The organism is Roseococcus sp., from assembly GCF_965227005.1.
Classification (GTDB): Bacteria; Pseudomonadota; Alphaproteobacteria; order Acetobacterales; family Acetobacteraceae; genus Roseococcus.
In genome coordinates, this window is the sequence record NZ_CBDDFJ010000017.1 from 193327 (window position 1) to 207255 (window position 13929).

Annotated in this window: 11 protein-coding genes; 10 read left to right on the top strand and 1 reads right to left on the bottom strand. The window is 70.8% G+C overall.

The annotated features are described in order from the left end of the window. Positions 1-4 precede the first annotated feature (4 nt). The 3 genes from ACO057_RS07425 (at position 5) to ACO057_RS07435 (ending at position 4134) form a co-directional block, all read left to right on the top strand. The gene (locus ACO057_RS07425) at positions 5-724 is read left to right on the top strand and encodes an ABC transporter ATP-binding protein (RefSeq protein WP_421990180.1); all 720 of its coding nucleotides are present in this window, start codon (positions 5-7) and stop codon (positions 722-724) included. Beyond that, on the top strand, positions 721-3219 hold the full coding sequence (locus ACO057_RS07430; RefSeq protein WP_421990182.1) for an ABC transporter permease: 2499 nt from the start codon (positions 721-723) through the stop codon (positions 3217-3219). The genes ACO057_RS07425 and ACO057_RS07430 overlap by 4 nt, the downstream gene beginning before the upstream one ends. Positions 3220-3336: 117 nt before the next feature. Further along, positions 3337-4134, top strand: coding sequence for a Bax inhibitor-1/YccA family protein (locus ACO057_RS07435; RefSeq protein WP_421990184.1), 798 nt, complete (start codon positions 3337-3339; stop codon positions 4132-4134). A gap of 92 nt (positions 4135-4226) precedes the next feature. Here ACO057_RS07435 and ACO057_RS07440 read toward each other — a convergent pair whose 3' ends face one another. Next, the gene (locus ACO057_RS07440) at positions 4227-4631 is read right to left on the bottom strand and encodes a MerR family transcriptional regulator (protein WP_421990186.1); all 405 of its coding nucleotides are present in this window, start codon (positions 4629-4631) and stop codon (positions 4227-4229) included. A 257-nt stretch (positions 4632-4888) separates the two neighbouring features. On the opposite strand from ACO057_RS07440, the gene ACO057_RS07445 reads away from it, so the two are divergent. From ACO057_RS07445 to ACO057_RS07475, 7 genes are all read left to right on the top strand, one after another. Further along, positions 4889-5980: a trypsin-like peptidase domain-containing protein gene (locus ACO057_RS07445; protein ID WP_421990188.1), complete on the top strand. Its 1092-nt coding sequence runs from the start codon at positions 4889-4891 to the stop codon at positions 5978-5980. An 85-nt stretch (positions 5981-6065) separates the two neighbouring features. Further along, entirely contained in the window at positions 6066-7112 is a 1047-nt protein-coding gene (locus tag ACO057_RS07450) for an alpha/beta hydrolase (RefSeq protein WP_421990190.1), read from the top strand. After that, positions 7109-8074 (top strand): D-2-hydroxyacid dehydrogenase, encoded by a 966-nt coding sequence (locus tag ACO057_RS07455; RefSeq protein ID WP_421990192.1) that lies wholly within the window; start codon positions 7109-7111, stop codon positions 8072-8074. Before ACO057_RS07450 ends, ACO057_RS07455 begins: the two co-directional genes overlap by 4 nt. A 98-nt stretch (positions 8075-8172) precedes the next feature. Beyond that, entirely contained in the window at positions 8173-9381 is a 1209-nt protein-coding gene (locus ACO057_RS07460) for a M20/M25/M40 family metallo-hydrolase (RefSeq protein ID WP_421990194.1), read from the top strand. Between the two features lie 93 nt (positions 9382-9474). Next, on the top strand, positions 9475-10437 hold the full coding sequence (locus ACO057_RS07465) for a Bug family tripartite tricarboxylate transporter substrate binding protein (protein ID WP_421990196.1): 963 nt from the start codon (positions 9475-9477) through the stop codon (positions 10435-10437). Between the two features lie 42 nt (positions 10438-10479). Further along, positions 10480-12708 (top strand): penicillin acylase family protein, encoded by a 2229-nt coding sequence (locus ACO057_RS07470; protein WP_421990198.1) that lies wholly within the window; start codon positions 10480-10482, stop codon positions 12706-12708. Between the two features lie 37 nt (positions 12709-12745). Continuing rightward, entirely contained in the window at positions 12746-13888 is a 1143-nt protein-coding gene (locus tag ACO057_RS07475) for a benzoate/H(+) symporter BenE family transporter (protein ID WP_421990200.1), read from the top strand. Positions 13889-13929: the final 41 nt, after the last annotated feature.

Below are 13929 nucleotides of genomic sequence, written 5' to 3' on the forward strand. Positions count from 1 at the left end.
GGTCATGAACAAGCCGTCAGCCTCCACTCCGCCCCTGATCGAGGCGCGAAATCTCACCTTCGAGGTGGGGTCCAGCGCCGGCCGGGTCAACATCCTCAAAGGCATCGATCTCGAGATCGGAGAGGGCGAGGCCGTGGGCATCGTCGGCCCCTCGGGCTCGGGCAAGACCTCCCTGCTCATGCTCCTGGCCGGGCTGGAGCGCGCGACCTCGGGCCAGCTGACGGTCGCGGGGCGGCTGCTCGGCCCGCTGGGCGAGGACGCGCTCGCCCGCTTCCGGCGCGAGGAGGTGGGGATCGTCTTCCAGTCCTTCCACCTCGTCCCCACCATGTCGGCGCTGGAGAACGTGGCGCTGCCGCTGGAATTCGCCGGCGACGACCAGGCCTTCCCCCGCGCCGAGGCAGCGCTCAAATCCGTGGGCCTCGGCCATCGCCTGACCCATTATCCCGGCCAGCTCTCGGGCGGCGAGCAGCAGCGCGTGGCCGTAGCCCGCGCCTTCGTGGCCCATCCCCGGCTGATCCTGGCCGACGAGCCCACCGGCAATCTCGACCGCGCGACCGGGCTGCTGGTGATGAACCTGCTCTTCGACCTGCGCGAGAAATTCGGCACGACGCTCATCCTCATCACCCATGACCCCGCTCTGGCCAATCGCTGCGAACGGCAGATCCGCATCGAGGACGGGCTGATCGCCAGCGACACCGCCAGCCTCGTGGAAGCCGCCGAATGAGGAATCTGCGGCTGGGCTGGACGCTGGCGCGGCGCGAGCTGCGCGGGGGCACCAAGGGCCTGCGCATCGTGCTCGCCTGCCTCGCTTTGGGTGTCGCGGCCATCGCGGCCGTGGGCAGCCTGCGCTCGGGCGTGCAGGCCGGGCTCCAGGCCGATGGCGCCCGCATCCTGGGCGGCGACCTCGAGATCCGCCTCGGCAGCCAGCCCGTCGAGGCCCCGGTGCTCGACTGGGTCCGTGAGAGGCGCGGCGAGATCAGCGCCGTCGTCCTGCTGCGGAGCATGCTCATCGCCCCCAATGGCGAGCGCATGCTGGTGGAGCTGAAGGCGGCGGATGGGCGCTATCCCCTCTTCGGCGCGCTCGGGCTCGAACCGGCGGCCGAACTGCGCGGCCCGAACATCGTTCTCGATCCGGCCATCGCCGAGCGCCTCGGCGTGGCGCCAGGCGCTCGGCTCCGCCTGGGCGAGGCCGAGGTCACCTTCGCCGCGCGCATCACCGACGAGCCGGACCGCGTGGCCACACCCACCATCTTCGGCCCGCGCGCCATCCTCCCGCTGGACCAGCTCGAGGCCACGGGCCTCATCCAGCCCGGCAGCCTCGTCACCTATGAATACCGCATCCGCCTGCCCGAGGGCGTGACGGCGCGGGCCTTCGCCACCGATCTCGCCGCCGCCTTCCCCGGCGCGCCCTGGCGCATCCGCCGGGCGGACCAGGCCGAGCCGGGGGTGAACCGCTTCCTCGACCGCGCGGCCTCCTTCCTGACCCTGGCCGGGCTGACGGCGCTGCTCGTGGGCGGCATCGGCGTGGCGACGGGGGTGCGCGCCTGGCTCGACGCCCGCTCCCACACCGTCGCCATCCTGCGCTGCATGGGCGCGCCGACGGCGGCGATCTTCTCGGCCTATCTGATCCAGGTGATGGCGCTGGCCGTGCTCGGCATCGCGATCGGGCTGGCCGGCGGGCTGGCCCTGACCTGGCTCGCTGCCCAGGCGCTGGGGGCGGCCCTGCCCATCCCGCCGCGCCTCTCCGTCTATCCGGCGCCGCTGGCCATGGCGGCGCTCTTCGGATTGCTGACGGCGGCCTCCTTCGCGCTCTGGCCGCTCGGCCGCGCGGGGCGCATCCCGGGCGCCGCGCTGTTCCGCGACGCGCTGGCCTCGGGCAGCGTCTGGGCGGGGTGGAAGGTGGCCATCGCCAATGCCCTGTCCGGGCTGGCTCTGGTCGCGCTGGTGATCGCCACGGCCGACCGGCCGCTCTTCGGGCTGTATTTCTGCCTGGGGGCGCTCGCCGCCATGGTGCTCTTCCGTGGCGGGGCCTGGGCGCTTATGGCCGGGGCGCGGGCGCTGGGCGGCATCCGCCGGCCCTCCTGGCGGCTGGGGCTCGCCAATCTGCACCGGCCGGGAACGGCCACGCCGATCCTGCTGGTGGCGTTGGGCCTGGGGCTGACCACCTTGGCGGCCATCGCCCAGATCCAGGGCAATCTGCGCAATGCCATCGGCAGCGAGATGCCCGATCGCGCGCCGAACTTCTTCTTCATCGACATCCAGCCCGACCAGACCGAGCGCTTCGACGCGATCGCCCGCGCCACCCCTGGCGTGCAGGAGGTCCGCCGCGTGCCGAGCCTGCGCGCGCGCATCGTCGCGGTGAAGGGCGTCCCCACGGAGCAGGTGACGGTGAGTCCGGACAGCGCCTGGGCGCTGCGCGGTGATCGCGGCCTCACCTATTTCGGCCCCATGCCGGAAGGGACGCGCGTCATCGAAGGGCAGTGGTGGGCGGCGGATTACGACGGCCCGCCGCTGGTGTCCTTCGATGCCAATATCGCCCGCGGATGGGGGGTGAAGATCGGAGACACGATCACCATCAGCGTGCTGGGGCGCGACATCGACCTGACCATCGCGAATCTGCGCCAGGTGGAATGGCGCAGCCTGGGGATGAATTTCACGCTCATCGCCTCACCCGGCCTGCTTTCGGCCGCGCCGCATACCCATATCGCGACGGTGCGCGGCGAGGCGGCTTCCGATTCCCTCCTGCTGCGGCGCATCACCGACGCCTTCCCGAATGTCTCGGGCATCCGCGTGCGTGAGGCGCTGGAGCAGGTCGCCGCACTCCTCGACCGGATCGGCGGCGCGCTGACCGCCACCGGCTCGATCACCCTCATCGCGGGCGCGCTGGTATTGGCCGGCGCGGTCGCGGCCGGGCAGCAGCGCCGCATCCGCGAGGCCGTCCTGCTCAAGACGGTGGGTGCGACCCGTGGCCAGATCCTGCGGGCCTTCCTGGTGGAGTTCGGCGTGCTGGGGGCTTTCGCGGGCGCCTTGGCGGCCCTGGCCGGCACGGCGGCGGCCTACGGCGTTGTGACGGGCGTGATGGGCCAGCCCTGGGTTTTCCTGCCTGGGACTCTGGCCCTCACGGTGGCGGGATGCATGCTGCTGGTGCTGGGCTTCGGCTATGCCGGCACGGCGCTGGCGCTGCGGGTGCGTCCGGCCCCATTGTTGCGCACCGAATGAGGCGACTCGCTGGCCGGCGAGCCGTGTCGGGGTTTCCGAAATCCGTTGAAACGGATTACAGAAACTCCATATGATGGCCGTATAGGTCCGTCGGACCTTTTAGGAGGATATCGCTTCATGGCTTTCCAACCCGAATCGCGGTGGACGCAGCCCCAAGGGGCCACGCCGCAAGGCTGGGGCCGCACGGCTGGCGTGGATGCCGCTTCGCTCGACGCCGGACTGCGCGCCTATATGCTGCGCGTGTATAACTGGATGGCTTCCGGCCTGCTTCTGACTGGTATGGTCGCCTATGCGATCGCGAATGTGCCGGCGGTGCAGGAGCTGTTCTTCACGATCGTCCGCACGCCCCGCGGCTATGCGACGGCGCCGACGATCCTCGGCTATGTCGCGATCTTCGCGCCGCTGGCCTTCGTGCTCGCCCTCTCCTTCGGCATCAACCGGATGAGCAAGACGACGGTGCAGGCCCTGTTCTGGACCTTCTGCGGCGTCATGGGCGCCAGCATGGCGAATATCTTCATCGTCTATACGTCGACGTCGATCGCCAGCACCTTCTTCATCACCTCCGCGATGTTCGCGTCGATGAGCCTCATCGGCTACACGACCAAGCGCGACATGACGAAGATGGGCAGCTTCCTGATGATGGGCCTGATCGGCATCATCATCGCGTCGGTGGTGAACATCTTCCTCGCCTCGCCGGCGGTGACCTTCATGATCTCGATCCTGGGCGTGGTGATCTTCTGCGGCCTCACGGCCTATGACACGCAGCGGATCAAGAACGACTACATCGAGTATTCCTATGCCGAGGGCAGCGACGAGGCAGGCAAGCGCAGCGTCATGGACGCGCTGGGCCTCTACCTGAACTTCATCAACCTCTTCCAGTTCCTGCTGCAGTTCGCCGGCGTGCGCCGCGAGTAACCGGCACACGAACCGACGACACGAAAGAGGCCCGGCGGAGCGATCCGCCGGGCCTTTTTCATGTCGGGACGATTGGCTCGGACGCCGGCGGATCAGTGGTGCCGGACGTCCGCCTTGCCTTCCATGTGCTCCAGGATCGGGCATTCGGGCCGGTCATTGCCCTGGCAATTCCGCGCGAGGTGCCGCAGGGAATCCGCCACGGCCTTGAGCGAACGCGCCTTGTCCTCCAGCGCGTCCACATGGCTCAGCGCGATGCGGCGCACCTCCGCGCTCTGGCGCGTGCCGTCCTTCCACAGGCCCAGCAGCCGCTTCACCTCGGAAAGCGGGAAGGCCAGGTCGCGCGCATGCCGGATGAAGCGCAGCACGGCCACGTTCTGATCGGTATAGGCCCGATAATTATTCGTGCGTCTCTGCGGCTGGATCAGCCCCAGGGTCTCGTAATGGCGGATCATCTTGGCGCTGACGCCACTCGCTGTCGCCGCCTCACCGATATTCATGCTCGTCCTCCGAATTCCCGAGGGGCTCCGACCGATCCCCGTAAGCCGGCCGCGCGCGGCGGCTTCCCACACTGCGGGGGGCCAGCCTTCCAAACGCGGCAAGGGCCGAAGCGACGGCGTAGGAAACCACGTCATAGGTGGGATTTCATGAATTTTCTCGACGGCCCGATCCGTCCGCCCTGCGATGGGCGCGATTTCATCGGGCCGGGATCGGGGAACACCTTGCCGCCGCGCGGGCCCGCGGGCAAATCTGGCGGATGCGCATCCTCCAAGCCCTGCCCCTCGGCCTTCTCCTGGCGGCGGCCCAACCGCTGGCACTCCGGCCCGCGGCATCCCAGACCGCGTCGGATCAGCCGGGCTTTCGGGTCGTCAACCGGGCCGGGAGCGATGCCACCCAGTTCTTCGCCGTGCGCAGCCCGCGCGGCGGACAGGGCGACTGGGGCAACAACCTGCTGCGCCCCGACCGGCCGCTGAGCGAGGGCGGCGGCTTCCGCGTCACCCCCAACGCCGATGCCGGCTGCCGTTTCGACCTGCGTCTGGTGCTGGCCGACACGCGCGAGGTGGTGCTGCGCGACCAGGACATCTGCGCCAGCCGCAACCTCGAACTCGCCAATCCCCGCTCCGCCGCGCCCAGCGCGGCCCGCGCCCCGACCTCCGGCCCCCTCGCCGGTCCCGCGCCCGGCACGGCGCCCGCCCCGCCCAATGCCCAGGCCCGCGCGGTCTCCACCGGCACGGGCTTCCTCGTCGCCGATGGCCGCGTGATGACCAATCATCACGTGGTGGACAACTGCAATCGCATCATCCTGCGCACGCCCACCGGCCATTGGATCGCCGCCGCGCCGCCGGCCCGGATGGATGCGGCCATCGACGTCGCGGTGCTGAACGTGCCCGGTCTCGTCGGGCCTGCCGTCGCCTTCCGCACCGCGCCCGCCATCCGCCGCGGCGAGGGCGTGGTGGCCTATGGCTTCCCGCTGGCCGGGCTGCTCAGCTCCGACCCCAAGCTCACCCGCGGGGAGGTGAACGGGTTGCGCGGCCTGGGCGACAATCCCAACCAGTACCAGATCAGCGCCGAGGTCCAGCCGGGCAATTCCGGCGGGCCGCTGGTGGATATGCAGGGCAATATCGTGGGCGTCGTCGTCTCCAAGTTGAACGCCCAGGCTGTCAGCCGCCGCACCGGCGACATCGCGCAGAATGTGAACTTCGCGGTACAGGGCCAGACCGCCCTGGCCTTCCTGCGCCGGGCGGGCGTGACGCCCCGCACGGCCGAAAGCACCGGCCCCGAGCGCGGCGCGGCGGATGTGGGCGAGGTCATTCATCGCAGCACCCTCTTCATCCGCTGCGAGCGGTGACGCGCCCGGTACTCCACCGCCGCGCGGCCCCCTCGCGGAGAGGCGCGCCCTTGGCTAGTCTGCCCGCAACACAAGGGAGAGTCCCATGCAACGCCGCGCCCTGCTCGCCACCCCTGCCCTCGTCGGGCCCGCCATGCTGACCTCCACGGCCCAGGCCCAGGCGCCGCGCATCCTCACCGAGGAGTTCATGGTTCCCGCCGGCGCGGACAGCCCGGGCATCGAGATCTTCGTCCGCAACAAGCGGCCCGAGACGATGACGGCCTTCACCCCCGGCCGCACGCTCATCATGGTCCACGGTGCGACCTATCCCGCCCACACCGCCTTCGACCTGCCGCTCGGCGGGCTTTCCTGGATGGACTATATCGCCAGCCGCGGCTTCGACGTCTGGTGCCTGGACCTGCGTGGCTTCGGCCGCTCAACCCGCCCGCCCGAGATGTCGCAGCCGCCCGAGGCCAATCCGCCGGCGGTGCGCGGCGAGACCGCGATTCTCGACATCGCCGCCGTCTCCGCCTTCGTGCGCGCCCGCCGTTCGATCCCCAAGTGCGTCCATCTCGGCTATTCCTGGGGCACGGCGCTGATAGGCCGCTTCGCCGCGGACAACGCCTCGGTGGTCGAGCGCCTGGTCCTCTACGCGCCGGTCTGGCTGCGGCAGACGCCCTCGCTCACCGATCCGGGCGGCCAGCTCGGCGCCTATCGCTGGGTGACGCAGGAGGCCGCGCGCGCGCGGCGCGGCGCCGGCGTGCCGGAAGCGGCGCGCGCCACCCTGGTTCCCCCCGGCTGGTTCGAGCATTGGGCCGGCGTGACCTGGGCGACCGACCCCGAGGGACAGCGCCGCAACCCGCCCGCCATCCGCGCGCCCAATGGCAGCCCGGCCGACAGCCGCGAATACTGGGCCGCCGGGCGCCCCTTCTACGATCCCGCCAAGATCACGGCGCCGACGCTGCTGGTGCTGGGCGAATGGGACCAGGATACGCCTCCTTATATGGCCCAGACGCTGTTTCCGCTGCTGACGGCCTCGCCGGGCAAGCGGCTCGTGCTACTGGGTGAGGGTACGCATGGCATGTGGATGGAGCGCAATCGCGGCGCCCTCTTCCAGGCGGTACAGGTGTTTCTTGAGGAGTCTGCTGCGTGAGTTTTCCGACCAACCCGACCATCTGCTTTGCCCATGTCGCCTATCGCGGCGGCGACCGCTTCACCGAGCGCGCCAGTCCCTATCCCTTTTTCGAGGTCCGCACCGTCGAGGAGCTCGAGGCCCGGGCCGCCGAGGCCGATGTCCTGGTCTGCAGCGGCTTCTGGCGCAACTCGCTGCCGGCCCTCTCGCCGCGGCTGAAATACATCCAGGCCTATTCCTCGGGGACCGATGCCTTCGATCGTGACGTTCTGAAGAAGCACGGCATCACGCTCTGCAATGCCGCCGGCACCAATGCCGCCGCGGTCAGCGAGCATGCGGTCGGGCTGATGCTGGGCATGGTGCGCCGTCTCTTCGTGGCGCGCGACGACCAGCACAAGAAGCATTGGTCGGGCATGAAGGGCGACTTTGCCATCCGCGAGGACGAGCTGGCCGGCAAGACGGCGATCGTCGTCGGCATGGGCAAGATCGGCGAGCGGCTGATCCGGCTGCTCAAGGCCTTCGAGATGACGGTCATCGGCATCCGCGCCAACCCCGCTTCGGGCAAGGCCGGCGCCGATGAGGTCCACGCGACCTCGGAGCTGCCGAAGCTGCTGCCGCGGGCCGATTTCGTGGTGCTGGTCTGCCCGCTGACGCCGGAGACGGAGAACCTGATCGACGCCAAGGCCTTCGCGCTGATGAAGCCCGGCGCCTATCTGGTGAACTGCGCGCGCGGCAAGGTGGTGGACGAGGAGGCGATGATCGAGGCGCTCCGGTCCAACCGCATCAAGGGCGCGGGCCTGGACGTGATGGCGGTCGAGCCGCTGCCGCCGGAATCCCCGCTCTGGACGCTGCCGAACGCCTTCCTCGCCCCGCATACCGGCGGCGAGACCTGCGCCTTCGAGGACAATGTGCTCGATATCATGATGGAGAATATCGACCGTCTGAAGGCCGGCCGCACGGACCTTCTCAACAAGATCGTCTGATCCGACTGACGACGACCGGGGCCGGGCGGTCACGCCCGGCCTCCTTTGCGCGCAAGACCACGCCTCGCCCCGCTTTTCCCCTGCCCAGGTGCATCCGAATGACCACCGATCAGACCATCGCCGCCATCCGCGCGGACCAGAAATATCAGTCCGCCTGCGACACCATGCGCAGCGAGCACGATCGCATCGTGGGCGACATCATCACCCTCACCGAGATCCCCTCCCCGCCCTTCGGCGAGGAGAAGCGCGCGGCCGCCTATCTCGCGATGCTGAAGGCCCATGGGCTGGAGGAGGTCTCGCAGGACGAGGTCGGCAATGTCTTCGGCCTGCGCCGTGGCTTCGGCAATGGCGATATCGTCGTCGTCGCCGCGCATCTCGATACGGTCTTCCCGGCCGGCACCGATGTGCGCGTGCGGCGCGAGGGCACGAAGCTCTTCGCCCCCGGCGTGGGCGACGACACGCGCAGCCTGGCGGTGAATCTCGGCTTCCTGCGCGCGATGGACGCGGCGGGCATCCGCACGCGCCACGACATCCTCTTCGTGGGCGATGTCGGCGAGGAAGGCCTGGGCGACCTGCGCGGCGTGCGCCACCTCTTCGCCACCCATCCCAATCGCGAGCGCATCCGCGCCTTCTTCACGGTGGACAGCCCCGAGGTGGACCGCATCGTGACCGGCGGCATCGGCTCGCGGCGCTACCGTGTCGCCTTCAAGGGGCCGGGCGGGCACAGCTTCTCGGCCTTCGGCATGGTCAACCCGATGTACGCCATGGCCGAGGCGGCGCGCACCCTCGCGGCGATCGAAGTGCCGCGCGATCCGGTGACCACGCATTGCGTGAGCGTCGTCGGCGGCGGCACCTCGATCAACGCCATCCCCGAGGTGGTGACCATGGAGGTCGATCTGCGCTCGGCCTCGATCGACGAGCTGACCAAGCTGGACCGCGCCTTCCTCGCCGGGGTGCAGGCGGCGGTGCAGGCCGAGAACGCCGCGCGCGACGGCACGCTGACCGTGGAGCTGATCCCCGTGGGTGACCGCCCGGCCGGGCATACGCCGCAGGGCGCGCCCATCGCGCGGCTGGCCGCGGCGGCCGTGGCGGCGGAGGGCTATTCCCCCTCCTTCGAATGGTCCTCGACGGACGCCAATATCCCGATGAGCCTCGGCATCCCCGCGCTGCGCATCGGCTCGGGCGGCAAGGGCGGCCGGGCGCATTCGCTGGAGGAATGGGTCGACGTGGAGATCGAGGGTTCGCTGCGCGGCATGCGGGCCAGCCTCGCCACCATCCTCGCCGTCGCGGAAATGGAAACCGCCTGACGCGGCGCGGGACGGCTTACCCTTCGGGCCGTCCCTCCTCTATGCTTTTCCCCATCGTCAGGATCCAATGAAGATCCGGCCCCGGGGAAAGACATGAACACGCTGCGCCGCGCCTTGCTCGCCATGCCCGCCTTCGCATCGGGGGCATTCGCCCAAGGGGTTTGGCGCCCCAATCGCCCGATCAACATCATCGTTCCCTTCGCCGCGGGCTCGGGAACCGATGCCGTGGCGCGGGTGGTGGCGCAGATGCTCTCGGTCGAGCTGGGCGTGAGCGTCACCGTGGACAATCGCGCCGGCGCCAATGGCACCATCGCCGCGACGGCGGTGACGCGCAGCCCGGCGGATGGCCACACGCTCTTCATCACCACGAACACGACGCACGCGGCCAATCCCTGGCTGCTGAAGCGGATGGATTACGATCCCGTCGCGGACTTCACGCCGCTCAGCAAGCTCGGCAACTACATCTTCTGGCTGACGGTGGGCGCGGATGTCCCGGCGCGCAACTTCCAGGAATTCATCGCCCTGGCCCGCGCCAATCCCGGACGGATCAGCTACGCGAGCGGCAACGGAACCGGCATCGTGGCCGGTGCGACCATCGCGCGGCTGGCGGGTGTGGAGATGCTGCATGTGCCCTATCGCTCCACGCCGCCGGCGATCACCGATGTCATCGCCGGGCGGGTCTCCGGCATCGTGATCGACCTCACGCCCTCGCGCGGCCATGTGCAGGAGGGGCGGCTGCGCCAGCTCGGCATCACCAATGCCGCGCGCTCGGCCCTGGTGCCCGAGGCGCTCACCCTCGCCGAGCAGGGTCTGACCGGCTTCGACCTGCTGAGTTTCGCCGCGTTCTTCGGCCCCGCGCGCCTGCCGCCCGAAGTCACCGCGACGCTGGGCGACGCCATGCAGCGCATCGGCGCCAGGCCCGAATATCGCGCGCGCATGGCCGATATGGGCTTTGACGGCGCCACCTCCACCCCGGCCGAGCTCGGCGAATTCGTCGTGCGCCAGATCGCCGCCTGGGGCGAGATGATCCGCGGCGCCGGCATCGAGCCCGAATAGATGGTGCGCCGGCGCCGCAGGGCGGGGATATGGCGCCGGCTCATGGCCGGCGTCTGGATGCTCGTGGCCTGCGTGCTGCTGGCGGGCGGGGTGGCGCTCTGGCGGACCATTCCCGCCAAGGACATGGAGCTGCGGATCGCCGGCCTCGCAGCCCCGGTCACCATCACCCTCGACGACGCGGCCATCCCCCGCATCCGCGCCCGCAGCGAGCGCGATGCGGCCATCGCCCTGGGCTTCGTCCACGCGCGCGACCGCATGTTCCAGATGGAGATGATGCGGCGGGGCGCGCAGGGCCGCCTCTCCGAGATCGCCGGCAGCGCCACGCTGCGCAATGACCGCTTCGTGCGGCTGCTGGGCCTGGCCCGGCGCGCCGAGGCAGATTTCCTGGCGCTGGACAGCGAGACGCGCAGCCTGCTGGAGGCCTATTCCATCGGCGTGAACGCCTGGATCGGCGAGCGCGGGCGTCTCTCCGCGCCCGAATTCCTGGTCCTCGGCGCGCCCGAATACTGGCAGCCGGCGCATTCGCTGCTCTGGGCCAAGGTGATGGGGCTCTGGCTCTCGGGCAATTGGCGCACGGAGCTGGAGCGCGCGCGGCTCGCGGGTGCGCTGCCGGCCGATCGCCTGTGGGACCTCTGGCCCGCCGATCGCAGCGCGGGGCGCCCGGACGTCGCCGCGCTGTCCGGCCTCGATCGCATGCTGGCCGCGATCCCCGTCTTCGGCGAGGACGCGCCGCTGCCCGACACGGCGTCCAACGCCTGGGCCGTGGCGCGCGGGGCGGCCGGCGCGCCGATGGTCGCCTCCGACCCGCATCTGGCTTATGGCGCGCCGGTCCTCTGGTATCTGGCGCGGATCGAGCTGCCCGATGGGCGCTTCGTGGCGGGCGGCACGGTGCCCGGCGTGCCCCTGGTGCTGATCGGCCGCAACGCCGATCTCGCCTGGGGCTTCACCACCACCCATTCCGACACGCAGGACGTCTTCCGTGAGCCCGAGAGCGCGGCGCGCGTGGTCCGCACGGAAGTCATCCATGTCCGTGGCGAGCCGGACGTGACCATGGAAGTGCGTGAAACCGCCAATGGCCCCGTCATCTCCGATCTCGACGAGATGCCGCGCGCGGATGGCGAGGTTCTGGCCGTCCGCATGGCCAATCTGGAACCGAACGACACGGCGGCGGCCGGCTTTCTCGCGCTCAACCGGGGGCGGAGCATCGCCGAGGCGCGGGCGGCGGCCGCGCTCATCACCTCGCCGCCGCAGAACCTGATGGTGGTCGACCGCAGCGGCGGCATCGCGATGTACCTCACCGGCCGCACCCCCCTGCGCGGCGCGGGCGACGGCAGCATGCCCGGCTCGGTGCCCTGGGAGGGCTTCGTGCCCTTCGAAGAGCTGCCGCATGTCGAGAACCCCGAGAGCGGGCTGCTGGTGAACGCCAATAACCGCGTGAGCCCGCCCGACCACCCCGCCTTCCTCTCGCGCGAATGGTTCGGCGACTGGCGCTTCCGCCGCATCCAGCAGCTGCTGGCCGAGCCGGCCTTGCGCGACGAGGACCGCTTCGCCGCGATCCAGATGGATGCCGTCTCGCTCCTGGCCCGTGAGGCCCTGCCCGTGCTGAACGCCCTGCCCCGCGGCTCGGGCGTGCTGGGCGCGGCCCAGGCGCTGCTGGCCGGCTGGGATGGCGAGATGCGGCAGGATCTGCCCCAGCCGCTGATCTGGAACGCCTTCATGCGCCGCATGCCCGTGCTGGCGCTGCGGCGCGCCGGCGTGCCCACCGCGCCGGCCGGACCGGAATTCCTCCGCTTCCTGCTGCTGGACCCGGAGGCCGGATGGTGGTGCGGCGGCGATTGCCGCGCCATGGCGGCCCTGGCCCTGGCCGAGGCGGTGACGGATCTGGCGCAGAGCCATGGCGCGGATCCGGCGGCCTGGCGGTGGGGCCAGGCGCATCGCGCCGTCTTCGAGCATCCGATACTGCGGGGAGTGCCCGGGCTGAACCGGCTGATCGGGCTCGCCGTGCCCGCCGCGGGCGACGATCAGACGGTGCAGCGCCAGGGACCGCGCGGCGGCCCCAGCGGCTTCGACGCCGTGCATGGCGCGGGGCTGCGGATGGTGGCGGATCTTTCGACGCCGGACGGGCTCTTCGCGATCATCGGCACGGGGCAATCGGGCAATCCGCTCTCCAGCCATTGGGGCGACCTGCTGGACCCCTGGCATGACGGCCGCCTGCGCCGGATCGGGCGTGAGCCGGCCGATACCTCGGGTCGCATCCGGCTCGCCCCCTGAGCTTGCCGGGCGACGCGCGAGGCGGCAGACATCGCTGATGCTCCAGCCCGTCCTTCTCGGCCTTCTCGCGGCCTTCGTTGGTTTCGCCTCCTCCTTCGCGGTGGTGCTGAACGGCTTCACGGCCATGGGTGCCACGCCCGAGCAGGCCGCCTCGGGGCTGGTGATGCTCTGCCTGCTGATGGGGCTGCTGGGCGCGGGATTCTCCCTCGTCTGGCGGATGCCGATCTCCATCGCCTGGTCCACGCCGGGCGCGGCGCTGCTGGCGACGAGCGGCGCACCCGAGGGCGGCTTCGCGGCGGCGGTGGGCGCCTTCCTCGCGGCCTCGCTGCTGCTGATCCTGGCGGGGCTGTGGCGGCCCTTCGCCCGCGCGGTCGAGCGCATCCCGCCCGCTATCGCGGCGGCCATGCTGGCCGGCGTGCTTCTGGAGCTCTGCCTCGCCCCGGTCCGGGCGGTGGGCGCGCTTCCCATGCTCGCCTTGCCGGTGGTGCTGGCCTGGGCGGTGATGCTGCGGGTGCAGCGGCTCTGGGCGGTGCCGGTGGCGGTGCTGGTGGCGGTGGGCGCGCTGGTCCTCGGGCCGGGGCTGCCGGGCGGCGGGGCCTGGCAGTCGCCCGAGCTCACCTGGGTCACGCCGAGCTTCCACTGGGGCGCGATGGTGGGCATCGCCTTGCCGCTCTTCATCGTGACCATGGCCTCGCAGAACCTGCCGGGCTTCGCGGTCCTCTCGGCCAATGGCTACGACATTCGGATGCGGCCGGTCTTCCTCGCGACCGGCGCGGGCAGCTTCCTGGGCGGGTTCTTCGGCGGGCAGCTGGTGAACCTGGCCGCCATCACGGCCGCGCTTTGCGCGGGGCCGGAGGCGCATCCCGATCCGAAGCGGCGCTGGATCGCGGGCGTCTTCGCGAGCCTGGGCTATCTCGGCTTCGCGCTGATCTCGGGCGTCGCCGCCAGCGTGGTCGCGGCCGCGCCGCCCTTGCTGATCCAGGCCGTGGCCGGGCTGGCGCTGCTGGCCTCGCTGGCCGGGGCACTGTCCATCGCGCTGCGCGACGAGGCCATGCGCGTCCCAGCCATCGTGACCTTCGTGGTCACCGCCTCGGGGCTCAATGTGGGCGGGATCGGTCCCGCCTTCTGGGGACTGATCGCCGGCGCGGGCCTGATGCTCTTGCTTCGCAAGAATTTGTGATGCCCTCAGACGCCGGGCGGCGGCTCCGCCGCCTTGGCTTC

What these genes read in the sequence shown, in the direction of transcription:
- ACO057_RS07435 (WP_421990184.1), top strand. Translation starts at nt 3,337, where the DNA reads ATGGCTTTCCAACCCGAATCGCGGTGGACGCAGCCCCAAGGGGCCACG.
- ACO057_RS07440 (WP_421990186.1), bottom strand. Translation starts at nt 4,631, where the DNA reads ATGAATATCGGTGAGGCGGCGACAGCGAGTGGCGTCAGCGCCAAGATG.
- ACO057_RS07445 (WP_421990188.1), top strand. Translation starts at nt 4,889, where the DNA reads ATGCGCATCCTCCAAGCCCTGCCCCTCGGCCTTCTCCTGGCGGCGGCC.
- ACO057_RS07470 (WP_421990198.1), top strand. Translation starts at nt 10,480, where the DNA reads ATGGCCGGCGTCTGGATGCTCGTGGCCTGCGTGCTGCTGGCGGGCGGG.
- ACO057_RS07425 (WP_421990180.1), top strand. Translation starts at nt 5, where the DNA reads ATGAACAAGCCGTCAGCCTCCACTCCGCCCCTGATCGAGGCGCGAAAT.
- ACO057_RS07475 (WP_421990200.1), top strand. Translation starts at nt 12,746, where the DNA reads ATGCTCCAGCCCGTCCTTCTCGGCCTTCTCGCGGCCTTCGTTGGTTTC.
- ACO057_RS07430 (WP_421990182.1), top strand. Translation starts at nt 721, where the DNA reads ATGAGGAATCTGCGGCTGGGCTGGACGCTGGCGCGGCGCGAGCTGCGC.
- ACO057_RS07465 (WP_421990196.1), top strand. Translation starts at nt 9,475, where the DNA reads ATGAACACGCTGCGCCGCGCCTTGCTCGCCATGCCCGCCTTCGCATCG.
- ACO057_RS07450 (WP_421990190.1), top strand. Translation starts at nt 6,066, where the DNA reads ATGCAACGCCGCGCCCTGCTCGCCACCCCTGCCCTCGTCGGGCCCGCC.
- ACO057_RS07460 (WP_421990194.1), top strand. Translation starts at nt 8,173, where the DNA reads ATGACCACCGATCAGACCATCGCCGCCATCCGCGCGGACCAGAAATAT.